23 protein-coding genes and 1 tRNA gene are annotated in these 18,067 nt (G+C 62.5%); 11 read left to right on the top strand and 13 right to left on the bottom strand.

Going from position 1 to position 18,067, the window contains the following annotated elements; translation table 11 throughout:
- Positions 1-101 precede the first annotated feature (101 nt).
- Positions 102-377 (top strand): DUF493 family protein, encoded by a 276-nt coding sequence (locus ASD07_RS29270; protein ID WP_028103457.1) that lies wholly within the window; start codon positions 102-104, stop codon positions 375-377.
- Here ASD07_RS29270 and ASD07_RS29265 read toward each other — a convergent pair.
- Entirely contained in the window at positions 361-1,254 is an 894-nt protein-coding gene (locus tag ASD07_RS29265) for a transcriptional regulator GcvA (protein WP_055939230.1), read from the bottom strand. The genes ASD07_RS29270 and ASD07_RS29265 overlap by 17 nt on opposite strands.
- 104 nt (positions 1,255-1,358) lie before the next feature.
- On the opposite strand from ASD07_RS29265, the gene yfcF reads away from it, so the two are divergent.
- From yfcF to ASD07_RS29245, 4 genes are all read left to right on the top strand, one after another.
- Positions 1,359-1,988, top strand: a complete 630-nt coding sequence (gene yfcF / locus ASD07_RS29260) for a glutathione transferase (protein WP_055939227.1) — start codon at positions 1,359-1,361, stop codon at positions 1,986-1,988.
- 86 nt (positions 1,989-2,074) lie between these two features.
- Entirely contained in the window at positions 2,075-2,743 is a 669-nt protein-coding gene (gene lipB / locus ASD07_RS29255) for a lipoyl(octanoyl) transferase LipB (RefSeq protein WP_055939224.1), read from the top strand.
- Between the two features lie 10 nt (positions 2,744-2,753).
- Positions 2,754-3,710 (top strand): lipoyl synthase, encoded by a 957-nt coding sequence (gene lipA / locus ASD07_RS29250; RefSeq protein ID WP_055939221.1) that lies wholly within the window; start codon positions 2,754-2,756, stop codon positions 3,708-3,710.
- A gap of 58 nt (positions 3,711-3,768) precedes the next feature.
- The gene (locus ASD07_RS29245; protein ID WP_055939219.1) at positions 3,769-4,320 is read left to right on the top strand and encodes a YdeI family protein; all 552 of its coding nucleotides are present in this window, start codon (positions 3,769-3,771) and stop codon (positions 4,318-4,320) included.
- Here ASD07_RS29245 and ASD07_RS29240 read toward each other — a convergent pair.
- Positions 4,317-5,129, bottom strand: a complete 813-nt coding sequence (locus ASD07_RS29240) for a CHAD domain-containing protein (protein WP_055939216.1) — start codon at positions 5,127-5,129, stop codon at positions 4,317-4,319. The genes ASD07_RS29245 and ASD07_RS29240 overlap by 4 nt on opposite strands.
- A gap of 41 nt (positions 5,130-5,170) precedes the next feature.
- On the opposite strand from ASD07_RS29240, the gene ASD07_RS29235 reads away from it, so the two are divergent.
- Entirely contained in the window at positions 5,171-5,833 is a 663-nt protein-coding gene (locus ASD07_RS29235) for a uracil-DNA glycosylase (protein WP_055939213.1), read from the top strand.
- Here ASD07_RS29235 and ASD07_RS30550 read toward each other — a convergent pair.
- Positions 5,820-6,191, bottom strand: coding sequence for an alpha/beta hydrolase (locus tag ASD07_RS30550; protein WP_162246610.1), 372 nt, complete (start codon positions 6,189-6,191; stop codon positions 5,820-5,822). The genes ASD07_RS29235 and ASD07_RS30550 overlap by 14 nt on opposite strands.
- Positions 6,188-6,445: a hypothetical protein gene (locus ASD07_RS31315; protein WP_055939209.1), complete on the bottom strand. Its 258-nt coding sequence runs from the start codon at positions 6,443-6,445 to the stop codon at positions 6,188-6,190. The genes ASD07_RS30550 and ASD07_RS31315 overlap by 4 nt, the downstream gene beginning before the upstream one ends.
- A gap of 152 nt (positions 6,446-6,597) precedes the next feature.
- On the opposite strand from ASD07_RS31315, the gene ASD07_RS29220 reads away from it, so the two are divergent.
- On the top strand, positions 6,598-7,014 hold the full coding sequence (locus tag ASD07_RS29220; RefSeq protein WP_055939206.1) for a PaaI family thioesterase: 417 nt from the start codon (positions 6,598-6,600) through the stop codon (positions 7,012-7,014).
- Position 7,015: 1 nt separating this feature from the next.
- Positions 7,016-8,278 (top strand): DUF3034 family protein, encoded by a 1,263-nt coding sequence (locus ASD07_RS29215; protein ID WP_307145625.1) that lies wholly within the window; start codon positions 7,016-7,018, stop codon positions 8,276-8,278.
- Positions 8,279-8,282: 4 nt separating this feature from the next.
- Here ASD07_RS29215 and ASD07_RS29210 read toward each other — a convergent pair whose 3' ends face one another.
- From ASD07_RS29210 to ASD07_RS29190, 5 genes are read right to left on the bottom strand one after another with little or no spacing between them, the layout of a single operon-like run.
- On the bottom strand, positions 8,283-8,795 hold the full coding sequence (locus tag ASD07_RS29210; protein ID WP_055939202.1) for a TlpA disulfide reductase family protein: 513 nt from the start codon (positions 8,793-8,795) through the stop codon (positions 8,283-8,285).
- Positions 8,796-8,797: 2 nt separating this feature from the next.
- A complete protein-coding gene (locus tag ASD07_RS29205) occupies positions 8,798-9,430 on the bottom strand; it encodes a BON domain-containing protein (RefSeq protein ID WP_055939199.1) in 633 nt (210 codons plus the stop codon).
- Positions 9,423-10,019 (bottom strand): phosphoheptose isomerase, encoded by a 597-nt coding sequence (locus ASD07_RS29200; RefSeq protein WP_055939195.1) that lies wholly within the window; start codon positions 10,017-10,019, stop codon positions 9,423-9,425. Before ASD07_RS29200 ends, ASD07_RS29205 begins: the two co-directional genes overlap by 8 nt.
- Before the next feature lie 58 nt (positions 10,020-10,077).
- Entirely contained in the window at positions 10,078-10,434 is a 357-nt protein-coding gene (locus ASD07_RS29195; RefSeq protein WP_055939190.1) for a YraN family protein, read from the bottom strand.
- A 9-nt stretch (positions 10,435-10,443) separates the two neighbouring features.
- Positions 10,444-11,637: a penicillin-binding protein activator gene (locus ASD07_RS29190; protein WP_229207325.1), complete on the bottom strand. Its 1,194-nt coding sequence runs from the start codon at positions 11,635-11,637 to the stop codon at positions 10,444-10,446.
- Between the two features lie 124 nt (positions 11,638-11,761).
- Between ASD07_RS29190 and rsmI the strand changes: the two genes are divergently transcribed.
- Positions 11,762-12,664 (top strand): 16S rRNA (cytidine(1402)-2'-O)-methyltransferase, encoded by a 903-nt coding sequence (gene rsmI / locus ASD07_RS29185; protein WP_055939187.1) that lies wholly within the window; start codon positions 11,762-11,764, stop codon positions 12,662-12,664.
- A gap of 35 nt (positions 12,665-12,699) precedes the next feature.
- Here the strand turns inward: rsmI and ASD07_RS29180 are convergent, their stop codons facing one another.
- Positions 12,700-13,179 carry a hypothetical protein gene (locus ASD07_RS29180; RefSeq protein ID WP_229207324.1) on the bottom strand — a complete coding sequence of 160 codons (480 nt, stop codon included), beginning with the start codon at positions 13,177-13,179 and terminating at the stop codon, positions 12,700-12,702.
- A 148-nt stretch (positions 13,180-13,327) separates the two neighbouring features.
- On the opposite strand from ASD07_RS29180, the gene ASD07_RS29175 reads away from it, so the two are divergent.
- Both ASD07_RS29175 and ASD07_RS29170 read left to right on the top strand, forming a co-directional pair.
- Positions 13,328-13,404 (top strand) — tRNA-Pro (locus ASD07_RS29175).
- Between the two features lie 62 nt (positions 13,405-13,466).
- On the top strand, positions 13,467-14,168 hold the full coding sequence (locus tag ASD07_RS29170; RefSeq protein WP_055939181.1) for a CPCC family cysteine-rich protein: 702 nt from the start codon (positions 13,467-13,469) through the stop codon (positions 14,166-14,168).
- On the opposite strand, the gene ASD07_RS29165 is transcribed toward ASD07_RS29170, so the two are convergent.
- From ASD07_RS29165 to ASD07_RS29155, 3 genes are read right to left on the bottom strand one after another with little or no spacing between them, the layout of a single operon-like run.
- Positions 14,169-15,077 (bottom strand): hydroxymethylglutaryl-CoA lyase, encoded by a 909-nt coding sequence (locus ASD07_RS29165; RefSeq protein ID WP_055939178.1) that lies wholly within the window; start codon positions 15,075-15,077, stop codon positions 14,169-14,171.
- Position 15,078: 1 nt separating this feature from the next.
- Complete coding sequence (locus ASD07_RS29160) at positions 15,079-16,011, bottom strand: glyoxylate/hydroxypyruvate reductase A (protein ID WP_055939176.1); 933 nt, start codon at positions 16,009-16,011, stop codon at positions 15,079-15,081.
- 11 nt (positions 16,012-16,022) lie between these two features.
- Positions 16,023-18,065 (bottom strand): acetyl/propionyl/methylcrotonyl-CoA carboxylase subunit alpha, encoded by a 2,043-nt coding sequence (locus ASD07_RS29155; protein ID WP_055939174.1) that lies wholly within the window; start codon positions 18,063-18,065, stop codon positions 16,023-16,025.
- Between the last annotated feature and the right edge of the window lie 2 nt (positions 18,066-18,067).

The raw sequence follows: 18,067 nt of genomic DNA, 5'->3' as shown, positions 1-18,067 counted from the left end.
TGGCCCTCCGGGCCCATATGGGTAACGATGTAAAATGGAACCCGGCGCACTCGCACCGCGCCGGGTCTTTTTTTTGTTGCTACAAGATTGGAAAAATCATGATGAATCCCATCCCGCCTGAAGAGTCCCTCATCGAGTATCCGAGCGACTTCCCGATCAAGGTGATGGGCGCTACCCACGACGCCTTCGCCCCCACGATCATTGAAGTGGTGGTCGCGCACGACCCGACGTTCCATGAAGGCAAAATGGAATCGCGTCCTTCGGCCAAGGGTAACTACACCAGCCTGACCTGCACCGTGCGCGCTACCAGCCGTGAGCAGCTGGATAACATCTACCGCGCGCTGTCCGGCCACCCGATGGTCAAGATGGTGCTCTAAGAAGCTGGCTGCGGGCGATCTCCGCCTTCAGCCACTCACGGAACGCCCGCACCTGCGGTTTCTGCAGCGCGCCGGGCGGACTGACCAGGTAGTAGTCATCCGGGCAAGGCGAAGCAATATCGAATAGCCGCACCAGCTGGCCCGAAGCAATTTCCTGCATCGCCACCACATGGCGCACCAGCGCCACGCCGTCGCCATCGACGGCGGAGCGAATCAGCATCGATAAATCCTCGAACATCACGCCGCCGGAAGGCTCGGGCAAGTCCAGCCCGGCCGCCCGGAACCACGGCGCCCATGGTTCATTCGAGCGCAGCAAGGTAGCCTTTGCCAGGTCCTGTGGATAAGCAGGCAGTTGCCCACCGCGATAGTGAGGGCTCGCTACCGGATAGTAAATCTCGCCGATCAGGCGCTCCACGTCCAGCCCCGGATATTTGCCGCGCCCGAAGCGGATACCGACATCGATCCCCTCCCGCAGCAAGTCCTGTAAAGCCCCGCTGGCCTGCAGGATCACCTCGATGGTCGGATGCTGTTCGATGAATTGCCCCAGCCGGGGCGCCAGCCAGCGCGCCGCAAACGAAGGAATCGCAGTCACGCTCAGGCGCTGCACACCGTCCGGCGGCCGCAGCTCGGCCGCGCCGTCCGCCAGCTCCGCCAGGCAGCGCGCCACGGTGGCCGCGTAGCGCCGCGCTTCCGGCGTCGCCGTCACTTGCTTGCCGTTGCGGACGAACAGCTGCACGCCCAATTCCTCCTCCAGCCCGCGCACCTGGTGGCTGATGGCGCCATGCGTCAGGTACAGCTCCGCCGCCGCCCGCGAGAAATTCTCGTGACGGACCGCCGCCTCGAAGGCGCGCAGGGCAGATAAATTCGGCAATCGCATATCGTTGTGAAGAAAACTAACTAGGCAATAGAAAATATATCGTTTTGGCAAGCGTGAAGCAAGGCATACCATGTGAATAAACCTAACCAAGCCGGAGCCCCGCCATGAGCCTCAAACTGTATGTGGACAGCCAGTTCACCAGCCCCTACGCCATTTCCGCCTTCGTCGCCCTGCGCGAAAAAGGCCTCGATTTCGAACTCGAGACCGTGGACCTGGAGGCCGGCAAGAACAAGGAACTGTCCTATACCGGCAAGGCCCTGACTGGCCGCGTACCCTGCCTGGTGCACAACGACTTCATGCTGACCGAGTCCAGCGCCATCACCGAATACCTGGACGAGATGTTCCCAGCCCCCCAGCACCGTGCCCTGTACCCGGTGCTGCCCCAGAAACGCGCCGTCGCCCGCCAGATCCAGGCCTGGGTGCGCAGCGACCTGGGCGCGCTGAGGGAAGAGCGCAGCACCTACAAGGTGTTCTACCGCCGCGCCGAACAGCCGCTGTCCCCCGCCGCCCAGGCGGCGGCGGATAAGCTGGTACACCTGGCCGAACATGTGATCGACGGCCCCTACCTGTTCGGCCGCTGGTGCATCGCCGATACCGACCTGGCCATCATGCTGAGCCGCCTGGTGATGAACGGTGACCCGGTGCCGCAAAAGCTCAAGGATTACGTTGCGCACCAATGGCAGCGGGAGTCTTTGCAAGATTGGCTAAAGAACATCAACCTGATGCCAGCTTAAGGAAATCGGCATAAAACTGCTTAGTCATTAAGCAGTGAAAGGGCGAGGCCGGTATAATGGCGGGGCTTTTCCCGACCTGTAGCCCTATGCCTATCCAGCCGGCGGTGATCCGCCATCTCGGCCAAGCCGAATACGAGCCAACTTTCGCAGCGATGCGCGCCTTCACCGACGCGCGCCAGGAAGATACGCCCGACGAACTGTGGATCGTCGAGCATCCGCCCGTCTATACGCTGGGCCTGGGCGCCGACCGCGGCCACCTGCTGGCCGGCGCCACCGCCATCCCGACCGTGCAAACGGATCGCGGCGGCGAAGTGACTTTCCATGGTCCCGGCCAGGTCGTGATCTACCTGATGATGGACCTGCGTCGCAACAAGAAAGGCGGCAAGCTGTACGCCCGCCAGTTCGTCAACAAGATCGAAGAAGCGATCATCCATGTGCTGGCCGCGTATAATCTCGCCGGTGAGCGCATCGAAGGTGCGCCCGGCATCTACATCGCCAACGGCCCGAAAAAAGGCGCCAAGATCGCCGCCCTCGGCTTGAAGGTGCGCGGCAATGGCTGCACCTACCACGGCGTATCGCTGAACGTGGGCATGGACCTGGCCCCCTTCACCTGGATCAATCCCTGCGGTTACGCAGGCCTGGAAACCATCGACATGCGCTCGATGGGCGTGGATGTCCCGCTGGCCGATGTCCAGCAGGCCCTGGCCAACGAGCTGGTCAACCAGCTGCAGGTGGCCGAACCTGAATTAACTTGAAAGCAAGCAGATGACTTACAACCCAAGCGACAAGCAAAAAGGCGCCGACAAGACCTCCCGCATCCCGATCAAGATCATCCCGATCGAACAGGCCGAACGCCTGAAGAAGCCGGACTGGATCCGCGTCAAAGCCGCATCGGCATCGACCCGCTTCTACGAGATCAAGGACATCCTGCGCGAGAACAAGCTGGTGACCGTCTGCGAAGAAGCGAGCTGCCCGAATATCGGCGAATGCTTCGGCAAGGGTACTGCTACCTTCATGATCATGGGTGACAAGTGCACCCGCCGCTGCCCGTTCTGCGACGTGGGCCACGGCCGTCCCGACCCGCTGGACGTGAACGAACCGCAAAATCTGGCAAACACCATTGCCAAGCTGCGCCTGTCCTACGTGGTGATCACCTCGGTGGACCGCGACGACCTGCGCGACGGCGGTGCCGGCCATTTCGTAGAGTGCATCACCAAGACCAAGGAACTGTCGCCCAAGACCCAGGTTGAAGTGCTGGTGCCCGATTTCCGCGGCCGCCTGGAAAAGGCGCTGGACATCTTCGCCGACGGCCTGCCGGACGTGATGAACCACAACCTGGAAACCGTGCCTCGCCTGTACAAGGAAGCCCGCCCAGGCGCCGACTACCAGCACTCGCTGACCCTGCTGAAAGACTTCAAGGCACGCTACCCGCACGTCAAGACCAAGTCCGGCCTGATGGTCGGCCTGGGCGAGACCGACGAAGAGATCCTGGAAGTGATGCGCGACATGCGTGCGCATGACATCGACATGCTGACCATCGGCCAGTACCTGGCGCCGTCCAACAGCCACCTGCCGGTGCGCCGTTACGTGCACCCGGACGTGTTCAAGATGTTCGAAGAAGAGGCATACAAAATGGGCTTCGCCCACGCCGCAGTTGGCGCCATGGTGCGTTCCTCGTACCACGCCGACGTGCAGGCGCATAACGTACTGGAACAGGCCTGAGCTGATTCAGCCATTCTGAAGTAGTATATTGCCGACCTGATAATAATAGGAGGCAGGAATGGCTGAGCATAAATGGCATGAGGAATTCGAAGCACTGCGCAAGATCGTTCTTTCCACGCATCTGAACGAGGAGACCAAATGGGGTTGCGCATGCTTTACCTACAATGACCAGAACGTGGTCCTGATCCATGGCTTCAAGGAATACTGCGCGCTCCTGTTCTTCAAGGGCTCGCTGATGCAGGACCCGGAAAACATCCTGGTGCAGCAGACCGCGAACGTGCAGGCCGGGCGCCAACTGCGCTTCACCGGACTCGCCGAAATCAAGAAGCAGGCGAAGATCATCAAAGCCTATGTCGAAGAGGCGATCCGCGTCGAAAAATCCGGCGCCAAGGTTGAATTCAAAGACACCAGTGATTTCCCAATGGCCGACGAATTCCTGCAAAAGCTTGATGATCATCCGGCTTTGGCGGAAGCCTTTTACGCGTTGACCCCGGGCCGCCAGCGCGGCTACCTGCTGCACTTCTCCTCCGCCAAACAGGCCAAGACACGCGAATCGCGCGTCGAGAAATGCGTGCCGCAGATCCTGGCCGGCAAGGGCCTCGACGACTAAAGCCTGCGGCGGGCGAAGCGGATCGCCTCCGGCAGGGCATGCTCCTGCCGCCCAGCAAGCAAGCCTTTCATAAACGATAGTTCCGCCGCATTGGCGGGCAGTTGGTCCTGCAAGGATTGCAGCAGGTCGCGCGCGATGCGGCCGTCATTCAGCTTGCCCAGTAAATCCTGCGCACGGGACAGCACTTCCGAACGTGCCGCCACGCCGAAGAATTCACGCATATAGCGCTCCTTCTTCACCGCGATCCGCAGCCGGTGCAGGCTCGCGGGGCGTCGCACGTCCAGTTGGCGAACACGCTTCGCAACCGCGACGCGCGCCCGCCGCACCAGCGCCCGCGCCACTTTGCGCGCATCCTTGTCCCATGGTTGGATGCGTGCCGGGTCACGCCACAGGCGATCGCCGCGCCACAAGGCCAGTTCGTCCATCAACGAGCGATAGCGTGGCCCTTCGAGGAGTTGGCGTACGTGTTTATGCTGCTGCGCCGCCTGTTCGCGCGCGACCGACAGCACTGGTTGCGACGCGCCGCCCAAAGCGGGCAAGGTCGACGCCACGAATACATCCCAGTTGCGCGCTCGGCCAAACTCCTGCCCGAGCCAGCGCAGTTTGCCCGCAGTCCCGTCAGGCATGGCGTCCCAGGATTGGACGCCCGATAACAGTGCGCGCAAGCGCCGCACCCCGACGCGCATCTGGTGCAGGCTCTCGACGTCGCTTGCCAGGACGCCGGCAACGTTATCGCGCACCTGCGTCAGGCAATCGAATACGATCGCCTCGAATGCCTCGCCAAACCTGGCTTTGCGACGGATGTTCATTGGCCCAGTATAGGCCTGCGGTGGAATGATAAGATTTCGATATGACAGTTCGCATCGAACCAAGCTGGAAAACCCAACTGGAAGACGAGTTCACGCAGCCGTACTGGCAAGCGCTGACTGGCTTCGTGCGCGCGGAATACGCCGAACGCCAATGCTTCCCAGCCGGGCGCAACATCTTCCGCGCCTTCGACCTGACGCCGTTCGATGACGTGAAAGTCGTGATCCTCGGACAGGACCCTTACCACACCCCGGGTGCTGCGATGGGCTTCTGCTTCTCGGTCCCCGACGGCAACCGTCCGCAACCGAGCCTGCAGAACATCTTCCAGGAACTGCAATCCGACCTTGGCGTAGCGCGCCAGCGCACCGACCTGTCCGACTGGGCCGGGCAAGGCGTATTCCTGTTGAACAGCGTGCTGACGGTGCGCGCCCGCGAAGCCGGCTCGCATGCAGGCAAGGGCTGGGAGAACTTTACCGACAGCGCCATCAAGCGCCTGTCCGCCGGGCGCGAAGGCCTGGTATTCATCCTGTGGGGCAGCTACGCCATCGCCAAGCGCGCCCTGATCGATGCGCGCAAGCACATGGTCATCACCTCGCCCCACCCGTCTCCGTTCTCGGCGCACAAAGGCTTCTTCGGCAGCCGCCCCTTTTCGCGCGCCAACACCTATCTGGCGCAGCAGGGCAAAACGACGATCAACTGGGCTTGAGTGCCGCGAGCAAGGCTTGCGTGACGACAGCCTGCTGCGCTTCACGGCTGACAGCCGGATTGCCATCCAACGGCTGGTGCCCGTAGTGGCCGAACTGCGAATGGTTACCGCCCTTGATTTCCATCCAGCGTGTGTGCGGCGGCGGCAAAGCCGTGTTGCGCCTCACATCGGCGATGCGTGCCACGCCATCGTTATTTGCGAACACCTTGGTCACGGGGATGCGCAGGCCGGAAAGATCCTGCTGCTTGCGATGGGTAGTGCCAGCCAATACCAGCGCCGCCGGCAAAGCCGGCGCGTCATGGGCCAGCCGCGCCGCCAAGCGAATGGCCGGCGACCACCCAGCGCTGCAGGGCTTCAATGCGTAGTGCGCTTGCCGTAGCAGAGGGTGTAGAGCTGGGTGCGCAGGGCGCTGAATTCTTCGTCGAGCTGAAGATCGCTGATGGAGCCGGCGCCGCCGAAATAGTGCAGGATCTCGCCCTTGGCAGCCGAGCAATCGAAGGCGCTCAGCGTGCGTGCGCGGTGCAGCAGGCGGGCCCAGTCATCCTGGTGGCCCTGCGCCAGCTTCACTTCCATGCGCTGCACGATGGCAGACAGTTGCTCTCGTTCGTTCATAGGAAATTCTCCGTAAGTTAATCGGTTGAATCCACCTTGTGAGCTTCTGGTCTTGCCTGCAGACCGGGCCCTTGTGGGGCGGGTCGCGCATGCGTAAGCATACCCTGTTTCGCGCTGTTATGATTCTTCATCTGTAAACGGAGACTAGCCCGATGAAATTCGACCTCGAAAAACTCAACCAGCTCACTCACAACAACCTGACCGGCCACCTTGGCGTACGCGTTACCGGCGCCGCCGAAGGCGAATTGCAGGCCGAAATCGACATCGTCCAGCACCACCTGGCGCCCAACGGCTACCTGCACGCCGGTACGGTCGTTACCCTGGCCGACACGGCCTGCGGTTTCGGTTGTATTGCCAACCTGCCGGAAGGGGCCCAGAATTTCACCACGATCGAGTTGAAGTCGAACCACCTTGGGACCGCCCGCGAAGGTACGATCGCCGTTGCTGCCCGCATGGTGCATGGCGGCCGCACCACCCAGGTGTGGGACGCGACAGTCACCAACAAGGCGACCGGCAAAGCCATTGCCCTGTTTCGCTGCACACAGATGATCCTTTACCCCAAAGGCTAATATGCGAAAACTCCTTGGTGCAGGTTTGCTGGTGGCCGCTTCGGCTGCGCAGGCGCAGGATGGCAGCCTCTATCGCGGGCTTGGCGGCGATGCGGGGATCAAACGCATCGTCGACACAATGTTCGACATTGTGCTGGCCGATGAACGCATCAAGGAAACCTTCGAAGGCTTCGATATCCCGCAAACCAAGGCGCGGCTGGCCGACCAGGTCTGCGAGTTGTCCGGCGGTCCATGCAAGTTCACGGGGCATGGCAAGAACCGCGACATGAAGGCGGCGCACGAAGATTTGAAGCTCAACGACAAGCATTTCAACGCGCTGACGGAAGACCTGCAAATTGCCATGGAACGCAACAATGTCCCGGCCAGCGTGTCGAACCGGCTGGTCGCAAAGCTGGCGCCCATGCACCGCGATATCGTGACTGCCGGCGGCGGCGCGCCGCAAGCAAAGCCGGATCAGGGCAAATTCATCGCCACCGGCGGCGCCAGTATGGTGGAAGGCAGCGCCGGTGGCGGCGTCGTACCGTGGGCGATGATTACCGGCTACGGCACGCGTGATAGCTGGGGCGCCAGCGCTTTCGCCACGCACCTTTCCACACAAGACTACAAGCTGCTCAGCTATGGCTTGGCCGCCGGCATTGGCGACCGTGTCGAAATCTCGCTCGCCCGCCAGGATTTCGAAGGCGACCTTGCGCCGCTCGACCAGCTGCGCATCAAGCAGGACATCGTCGGGGTCAAGCTGCGCGTGGCAGGCGACGCTGTCTATGAGCAGGATAGCTGGCTGCCGCAAATCGCCATCGGGCTGCAATACAAGAAAAACAAGGGTGTTGCCGGCCTCGCTGCACTCGGTGTCAGCAGCGTCAAGCAGCTCGGCGCCAGGTCCGAACGCGGCACGGACTTCTACGTCACCGCCACGAAGATCATGTTTGAACAGAGCCTGCTGGTGAACGCCACCCTGCGCAGCACGCGCGCCAACCAGATGGGGCTATTGGGATTTGGCGGCGACAAGGAAAGCAGCCGCAAGCTCATGCCCGAGCTGTCTATCGGCTACCTGCTGACGCGCAAGCTGGTGCTTGGCGCGGAGTACCGCCGCAAACCGCACAATCTCAGCGTAGATAACGAGAAAGCCTACAAGGATATTTTCCTGGCATGGCTGCCGAGCCGCCAGTTCTCGCTGACGGCGGCGTATGCGGACCTGGGAACGATTACGGTCTTCAACCCGAAAACCCAGCGCGGCGCTTACCTGTCCGCGCAAGTCGCTTTTTAGGCGATCAGCCCTTCAGGGCTTTTTCGAGCAGCGCGTGGAGGGCCGGGAATTCCGGCTTGCCCACGTAGCGCTTGATGATGTTGCCGTCCTTGTCGATGACGAAGGTAGTCGGCGTCATTGAAACGTCGCCATAGGCTTTGGCGGCATCGCCGGTCACGTCCAGCGCCACTTTGAAAGGCAGTTGGCGGGTTTCGGTGAAATTGACTACGTAATTGGGCGCGTCGTACTTCATCGCCACGGCGACGAATTCCAGGCCCTGGCCCTTGTACTTGTTGTACGTTTCGACCATTTCCGGCATCTCGGCCACGCAGGTGGTGCACGAGGTGGCCCAGAAATTGACCATCACGACTTTGCCCTTCAGGCTCTCAGGTGTGATCTTTTCCCCTTTGATGCCGAGGAAGGTGACGGCAGGCGCGGATTGGTGCCTGTTCAGCGACTGGTAAGCCGTGAAGCCGATACCGGCGATAACGGCAAGCGCAATCGCCGGTTTGAGCCACACCTTGGAGCCGGACGACATGATCAGCCCTGCGAAGCTTGCTGGGATGGCTGGTATTGCTTCACGTCGTCCTCGGAGATGTACTCGAACACCTTGACGACCTTGGTCACGCCGGCAACGCCGCGCGCGATATCGGCCGCCTGAGCGCCTTCACGCTGGGTGACGCGGCCCATCAGGAACACGGCGCCTTTTTCGGTGATTACCTTGAAGGAGTTGGCCGAGATATCCTTGGCGTCCGCCAGGCTCAGTTTGACCTTGGAGGTGATCAGCGCGTCGCTGGAACGGGAGGTGTAGCTGGACGAGAAGCCAACTTCCAGTTCATTGGTGATGTTCATGACGCCTTCGATAGCGCGCACTTCGCGCTCCACCTTGGCCTTGGTTTCATCGTCCGGCACTTCGCCGGTCAGCAGCACGCGGCGGTTGAAGCTGTTCACGTTGACGTGGGAGCTCTTGCCGGCGATGTTAGGCATCTTCACTTCGGCCTTTACAACGATCGACTTGTCTTCCGTCTGGGCGCCAAGCGTGCGGCGGTCGGATGCCGCCAGGGTACCTGCAACTGCGCCGCCGGCAACAACGACCGGAACGCAAGCGGACAGGGTGGTGCTCGCCAGGACCGCGGCCACGATGGCCAGCGAAAGTGGACGGGCTTTATTCATTTACATCTCCTCCGAACAGGGCGACGTCGATGCCGTCGCAAATGCAATGGATGGTTACCAGGTGGACTTCCTGGATACGGGCGGTACGGTCTGCCGGCACGCAGATATGCACGTCGGCGTCGGTCAGCATCTTGCCGATTGCGCCGCCGCCTTTGCCGGTCAGTGCCACTACGCGCATCTCGCGTTCCAGCGCCGCTTCGATCGCCGCCATCACGTTGGCCGAATTGCCCGAAGTGGAAATCGCCAGCAGGATGTCGCCAGCCTGGCCGAACGCCTGCACCTGCTTGGAGAAGATCTCGCGGTAGCTGTAGTCGTTGGCCACAGCGGTCAGGATGGAAGTGTCGGTTGCCAGCGAAATGGCCGGCAGCGGGAAGCGCTCACGCTCGAAACGGCCGACCAGCTCCGCGGCGAAGTGCTGGGCGTCAGCCGCCGAGCCACCATTACCGCAAGCCAGGATCTTGTTGCCGTTCGAGAGGGCGGAGAACATCAGGTCCACAGCTTGCGCGATAGGCTGCGCCAGGACGGTTGCGGACTGGATCTTGATTTCGGCACTTTCGTGGAAGTGCGAGAGGATGCGTTGATTGGTCATAGTGTGCGTAATTATAGTGCAGTGGCTTGGCCGGCCTCACAAGCGCTGTTAAAAATGCTTACATTTGATCAATGATAGCGTTGCGCAGCCAACTTATGTGCTCGCCGTCGATGGCCACCACGTCGATCCGGCATGGTGGCATTTTGACAAAACGCAGCAGGTAAAACTTCGCGGCCCGCAGGACGCGGCGCTGCTTGGCGGGGGAAATGCTGGCGGCAGCACCGCCGAAATGGGGATTGTTGCGCTCCCGGACCTCAATGAACACCAGGTGCTCGCCATCGCGCATGACCAGGTCCAGCTCCCCGGTCTTGCAGAGGAAATTGCGCTCGACCAGCTTGAGCCCCTGCTGCTGGAGGTAAGCCAGGGCCCGGTCTTCGCCGCCCCGGCCGATCTCCTGGAGTTCGGTGCGGGGCATGGTTTCTCCCTATTGGCCGACCGGGACCGGCACGCCGTTGTGATACTCGGCCGGCACTTCGGCCCGCTCGAACCACGACGGCCCGGTGCCGAAGTCGATGGTCAACTGGCCGGTCACGCCATCGAGCTGGAAGCGGCGCTGCGGCTGGATGGCGATTTCACGGGCGATGCGGAAGGCGTCGATGCCCAGCGCATAGACGCGCTCCATGTCGGCGCTGATGCGCGCTTCATCGCGCGGAATCGGCTGCGGATAGGTCATCACTGCCGGATGGTCGCGCTGCACCAGCCATGGCAGGTCGAGCAGGCGCACGCCGTCCAGCTCGGGCCCGGCGCGGTACATGCTGCGGCCAGGATTCAGGGACGATGTGCCGTATACCGGGATATCGCCCAGCGGCGGCGCCGACAGCGCGATCTTGAGCTGGCGCACCTGGTCCGGGTCCAGCGCGGCGAACAGCACGCCGGCCGGCTCGCTTTGCAGGCGGCCGCGCAGGGCCACCAGTTCGGAATCCTGCAGGTAGCCGTTGAGCGGCGTCAGGTCTACGTTGCGCGGACGCAGGCCGAGGCGCTGCAATTGCGCCGACATGGCGCCGGCGATGCGCTTCTGCCAGGACGAATTACCCGAAATAACCAGCGCCCTGGCCGAAGGATTTTCGCGGGCGCCCCACTCGGCCACCTGGCGTGCCTCATCTTCGATCGACAGTCCGACCACCAGCATCTGGGGTGGGATCTGCGGATCGCCGCGCAGTTCCGGGTGGTTCAGCGCGATGGTCGGCTTCTCCACCAGCGGGCTGGAGGCAATTGCCGTAACAGCGGAGCGGGCCAGGGGACCGACCACCATATCGTTCTTTTCCTGGGCCGTTACGTAGGCGGACAGCACGTCTTGCGGCGAGTCGCCGGTTTCCACCACATTGATCTCAAAGCCATGGCTGTCGCGCTCCAGCGCCGCCATGAAGCCGGCGCGCAAGGCATCGGCGGCACGGCCCAGCGCCTCCGAACGCAGCGGCAGCAGCAGCGCAATGCGGTAAGCCCGCTGGCCGTCAGCCTTTTCCGCAGGCTGCGGGACGACCTGCATGATGCTTGGCGGGCGCGCCACCTCGTCCGGCGAAGGCACGGAGAAGGTCTCGACCACCGCCTCCGGCTCAGGCGGCGGCGCCGGCGGTTTCGGCCGCGGCGCCTTGGCAACGGCAGGCGGTGCACTTGTCACCGAAGTGATTGGCGCGCACAATCCCCCGGGCGCGTCGCACGGAGTGCTACAAGCGCTGGCCAGCATGGCCGTGGCAACGCCAAGTATCAGATTTTTGATATTTTTAAACAGCATCCTTCCCCCAATGACAGCACAAGATTCCACTCCTCTCGCCAGTTTAGCAATCCTCGGCGAGACCGCCCACCAAAATTATCCCACGGCAACTCTATACGTGGTGGCCACGCCAATCGGCAATGTGACTGACATTAGCCTGCGCGCCTTGCATGTGTTGTCGCTGGTTGACGCGGTCGCCTGCGAAGATACGCGCAACACCGCGCAACTGATGAACCGCTTCGGCCTGCACAAGCCCCTGATCGCCGCCCATATGCACAATGAACGCGAAGCGGCCGCAGGCCTGATCGTGCGCCTGCAGGCCGGCGAGCGTATTGCCCTGGTGTCGGATGCCGGCACCCCGGCAGTCTCCGACCCTGGCGCCCGCATTGTGGACGCGGTGCGCACCGCCGGCTTGCGGGTGATTCCCCTGCCTGGCGCCTCGGCAGCCGTGGCAGCGCTGTCGGCCAGCGGCCTGGTAAATGACCAGTTCCACTTTGTGGGTTTTTTGCCATCGAAGTCCAAGCAGCGCGAAGGCGTGTTGCAGGGATTGGCCGCCGCGCCGGCCACGCTGGTGTTCTACGAAGCCCCGCACCGTATTGTCGAGTGCGCCCAAGCCTTGGCCGACGCCTTCGGCGCCCAGCGCCAGGTGGTATTCGCCCGCGAGGTGACCAAGTTGTTCGAGCAAATCCACCGCTGCCCGCTGGGCGAAGCCGTCGCGTGGCTGAAATCCGACACCAACCATGAAAAAGGCGAGTTCGTGGTACTGGTCGAAGGCGCCCCGCCAGCCGAAGCAGGCCACGACGGCGAAACCGACCGCATCCTGCAAATCCTGCTCGCCGAGTTGCCCGTAAAACAAGCCGCCGCCCTCGCCGCCCAGATCACCGGCAAGAAAAAGAACGCCCTCTACGACCGCGCCCTCGAGCTCAAGCAGTAAATGTCCACCTCGGGGTCAGGAACGAAAGTGGACATTTACCATTTGCAGCCGCTGTCTTTCTTGTCCATCATCAGGTAGAGCGGGGCCAGCAGGCCGCCGGGGATGCCGTCCTTGCAGTTGGGGCGGGCGGCGTCCTGGATTCGGCGGGCCAGCTTTTCGTCTCGCGTTTCACGCATTTTGAGTGGGGCCGATTCCAGCTCGCCTGCAATGTCGCGGGCGGCGGCCTTGGCGGCTTCGCGGTCGAAATGCGTCGTTGCCCCCGGTTCGGCGGGACGCAAAACCAGCGTGGATTCGCGGGCCGGCTCGACAGCCATCGTTGCCTCCTCTTTCGATGCATTCTTGTGCGGCTCGGCCCGACGCGGCTGGCGGCGCGGTTCGGCGAGCGCAATGCGCTCTGGCTTGCGCTCGATCTCCGGTGCGGGCTCAGGCGGCGGCGTTGGCGCCACGATCCTCACTTCTACCTTCGTCAGCCAGGAACGCGAATCGGCCACATTGCGCGGTTCGGGCGGCCGCACGAAAACCACTACTGCCAAGTGCAGTAACAAAGAAATAACGATACCGGCTGCAATCCGCCACCTCGGCGTTCGGTAAGGCATCAAAATTCTCCAACTTTTAAATTGGGGGTTGACGACCCCCCGCCCAGCTTGTATTATCTTGCTTCTTCGGAGTGTAGCGCAGCCCGGTAGCGCATCTGCTTTGGGAGCAGAGGGTCCAAGGTTCGAATCCTTGTACTCCGACCAAGTTTCAGAAAAAAGACCTGCATTCGTGCAGGTCTTTTTTTTTCTGCATTAGGATCAGCGCCATGTACACCTGCCCTTGCTGCGGATATGCCGCCTTCGCCGGCGCCCCCGGCTCACTTGCAGCGTGCCCTGTCTGCGACTGGCACGACGACCTGCCGCAACTCTACTCCCCCTTCCTCGCCAGTGGCGCCAACGTACACAGCCTGGCGGAAGCCCAAGTGCGATACGTACAGTTCGGCCATTCGGCGACCGGCGCCGAACACGTGCGCGACCCGCACTGGTTCCCGCTCTGGCAGCAAAAAGCTGATATCCCGGACGGTCCCCCGCTCGAAAGCGCCACCACCTACGATCTGTATTACTGGCTGCGCACCCCGCGTACATCCGTGCCCGAGCAACCGGTCGGCCTGCGCCGCGTGCGCAACCGCATCATGGAATACCTGGAGCTGGCCAGTTCCTTCGACGCACAGCGGCAATTGCAAGCCGCCGCGCCAGCCATGTCAGCTGCGGATGAAGTCTTGAATCAATGGGAAGACTGGGTAACGCCAGACTGGAAACAGCATTTCACTGAACCAGTTTTCTCGGCGGAAGAACGCAACGGGATCGCGCAGTTTGCGCGCGTGTGGAGCGAGATCGCGGAAGGTGCGCCGCATCCCCTGCCGCGCCTTGAAGCGCTGTTCGCAACGCCCAACTGGCAATCGTTGCAGCGCGCAGCGGCCAGGCTGCTGGCAATATTCCTGCAGCGCGGCCGCTCGGACGAAAGCTAATCAGCCGGCGCGTTTGGCGGCAATCGCATTGCCGGCGCGGCTGGCGCCTTTGCGACCCAGGAAGCTGGAGATGAACTGGCCCGCGTCGACCACCTTGTCCAGGTCCACACCGGTCTCGATGCCGAGGCCATTCATCATGTAAATCACGTCTTCGGTCGCGACGTTGCCGGTAGCGCCCTTGGCATAAGGGCAGCCGCCCAGGCCCGATACCGAGGAGTGGAAAATCTCAATACCCGCTTCCATCGAGGCGTAAATATTCGCCAGCGCCTGGCCGTAAGTGTCGTGGAAGTGGCCCGCCAGCCCGTTGGCGCGGAACTCCTTGATCGCGCGTTCCATTACCGCCCTGGTCTTGAGCGGGGTCGATACGCCGATGGTGTCGGCAATATCGATCTCGTCGCAACCCAGGTCGCGCATGCGGCCCACCACATAGGCCACCGAATCCAGCGGCACTTCGCCCTGGTAAGGACAGCCGAACGCCGTGCTGACCGAAGCGCGCAGGCGCAGGCCCGCATCCTTGGCCGCTTTCGCAACCGGCACGAAGCGCTCGATCGATTCCGCGATCGAGCAGTTGATGTTCTTTTGCGAGAACGCCTCCGACGCTGCGCCAAAGATCACCACTTCATTGGCACCCGCCGCCAGCGCGGCTTCGAAGCCCTGCATATTCGGCGTCAGGGCGGAATAGATCACCCCCGGCTTGCGGGTAATGCCGGCCATGACTTCCTTTGAAGTCGCCATTTGCGGCACCCACTTCGGCGACACGAACGACGCCGCTTCGATGTTCGGGAAGCCCGCTTCCGTCAGGCGGTTCACCAGCTCGATCTTCACGTCGGCAGGAACGTCGCCCTTTTCATTCTGCAGGCCGTCGCGCGGGCCCACTTCAACAATCTTGACCTTCTTTGGCAAACTCATTTCAGTACCCTTTTGTGCGATTGATTACATCGGCGACTTCTTCGCCGCGTGCATGCTGGCGCATCTTGGCGGCCATTTGTTCCACGCTTTCACGGCGCAGCGTCAACGCTGAAATGTGCGGCGTGATCGTGATGCGCGGCTCCATCCAGAATGGATGCTGCGCCGGTAGCGGTTCGTTGCGGAACACGTCGAGCGTGGCGCCTGCAATGTGGCCGGACTTGATCAGCGGCAGCAGGTCCGGTTCGGAAATGTGCGCACCGCGTCCCACGTTGATGATGTAAGAGCCTTGCGGCATCTTCATCATGTTGGGGCGGTTGAGGATGTGGGTGGTTTCTTCTGTCAACGGCAGCATGCACACGACAACGCGCGAAGAACCGAGGAAACCATCCAGCCCCGCCTCGCCATGGAAGGAATCAACGCCGTCCAGTGACTTCGGCGAACGGCTCCAGGCGCGCAGGGGGAAGCCGAAGGGCCTGAGCGCTTCGATTACGTGCGAGCCAAGTGCGCCCACGCCCATCACGCCCACGGAGAAGTCGGCCTTTTCGCGCGCTTCCAGTTGCAGCCAGGCGCCCGAGCGAGCCTGCGTCTCGTACTCGTCGAGGCGGCGGAAATAACGCAGCACGGCATGCGTGACGTATTCCGCCATCTGGATGCCCATGCCGGCGTCATTCAGGCGCACGATGGGAATATGCGGCGGAATCGCGTGCGAATATTTCATGATCGCATCGGCGCCGGCACCGGTCAGGAAGATCGCCTTCACGCGTGCCAGCTCGGCCAGCATGGCTTGCGGCGGCGTCCACAGCACGGCGTAATCACAAGTCGGCAAGTGGGCGCCTTCGCGCCAAACCACCACTTCCGCCTCCGGCATCAAGTCGGCGAAATCCTTGACCCACGGCGCGGTGTTGCCATCCGCGCGATACAGCAGGATGCGCATTGCGCCTCTCCTTAAGCGGCAGTTTTGAAGGCCAGCAGCGGCGCGCCATCCGCCACCTGGTCGCCCACCGCGTACAGGATCTCCTCGACCACGCCGTCATGCGGGGCGGAGATGGTGTGCTCCATCTTCATCGCTTCCATGATCACCAGCGCGTCGCCTTTCTTCACTTCCTTGCCCTTTTCGGCCAGGACTGCGACTACCTTGCCCGGCATCGGCGCGGTCAGGCGGCCGCCTTCCGCTTCGGATTCGCCGGCATGCGCCATGGGGTCGTTATAGTCCAGCACATAGTGGCCGCCGCCGGTGAAGACGTGGAAGGCCACCCCGTCACGGGTCGTCTCGCGGCGCACCGTTCCATGCACCGAGGTCTCGCCCAGCTTGATGCTCAGGTCCGAGCCGTCCTGCTTGAACAGCGACAGCTCGACTTCCAGGCCCTTGATCTCGAACTGCCAGCCGTGCGGCAGGTAGGTCAGCATCGGCGCGTACTGCTTGCCGTGCTCGTCGCTGAAGGACAGCTTGCGCGCATAGTTGAAGTTCATGCGCCAGCCCAGCGCCTGGCCCCACGGATCACCTTTGTTGGCGCCGGATTGGGCGGCCGACTTGTCCTTCTCTTCCTCGATCAGCGACACCGCGGCCAGCGCTACTGCAGCCACCGGGATCGAGCGCGCAGGCGGGAACAGCGCGTCGTGATTCCGTTCAATCAGGCCGGTATCCAGGTCGGCATTGGCGAAGGCATCGCCTTCCACCAGGCGCTTCAGGAAGGCGATATTGGTCGCCAGGCCGACGATCTGGTATTGCGACAGCGCCTGCGCCATGCGGGCCAGGGCCTGCTTGCGGTCGGCGCCCCACACGATCAGCTTGGCGATCATCGGGTCGTAGAACGGCGAAATCGCATCGTTCTCGCGCACGCCGGAATCGATACGCACGGCAGCCGGATGGCCAGGCACGCCGCCCAATTCGAAGTTGGCGGCGCCAGGCGTTTCCAAGTGGCGCAGCGTGCCGATCGACGGCAGGAAGCCCTTCTCCGGATTCTCGGCATAGATACGCGCCTCGATCGAGTGGCCGTTGATGGTCAGTTCTTCCTGCTTTTTCGGCAGGGTTTCGCCGGCGGCGACACGGATCTGCCATTCCACCAGGTCGGTGCCGGTGATCATTTCGGTCACCGGGTGTTCAACCTGCAGGCGGGTATTCATTTCCATGAAGTAGAAGCTGCCGTCCTGGTTGGCGATGAATTCCACCGTACCGGCGCCGACATAGCCCACGGCGCGCGCCGCAGCGACGGCGGCTTCGCCCATCGCGGCGCGGCGTTCGGCGTTCATGCCCGGCGCCGGCGCTTCCTCCAGTACTTTCTGGTGGCGGCGCTGCACGGAGCAGTCACGCTCGAACAGGTAGATGCAATTGCCGTGCGTATCGGCGAACACCTGGATCTCGATATGGCGCGGGCGCTGCAGGTATTTCTCGGCCAGCACCTTGTCGTCGCCGAATGAGCTGGTGGCTTCGCGTTTGCAGGACGCCAGCGCATCCTTGAATGCTTCCGACGACTCGACCACGCGCATGCCCTTGCCGCCGCCGCCGGCCGAAGCCTTCAGCAGCACCGGGTAGCCGATGCGGTCTGCCTGTTCCTGCAGGAAGCCTGCATCCTGGTTGTCGCCGTGGTAGCCCGGCACCAGCGGCACATTGGCCTTCTCCATCAGCTGTTTGGCAGCCGACTTCGAGCCCATGGCGCGCATGGCGGACGCCGGCGGGCCGATGAAGGCCAGGCCCACTTCGGCGCAGGCATCCGCAAACTCGGCGTTCTCGGACAGGAAACCATAGCCCGGGTGGATCGCTTCCGCACCGGTGGCCAGCGCCACGGCGATCAGCTTGTCGCCGCACAGGTAGGATTCCTTGGCGGCGGCCGGGCCGATGTTCACCGCTTCGTCGCACACGGCAACGTGCTTGGCATTCGCGTCCGCATCCGAATATACGGCCACGGTCTTGATGCCCAGGCGCCGCGCGGTTGCAGCGACGCGGCAAGCGATCTCGCCACGGTTGGCAATCAGGATTTTTTTGAACATGT

Source organism: Duganella sp. Root336D2 (genome assembly GCF_001425005.1).
In the GTDB taxonomy this organism is placed as follows: domain Bacteria; phylum Pseudomonadota; class Gammaproteobacteria; order Burkholderiales; family Burkholderiaceae_D; genus Rugamonas.
The sequence above is the reverse complement of the archived record's forward strand: the minus strand, read 5'-3'. Positions and strand labels throughout refer to the sequence as shown.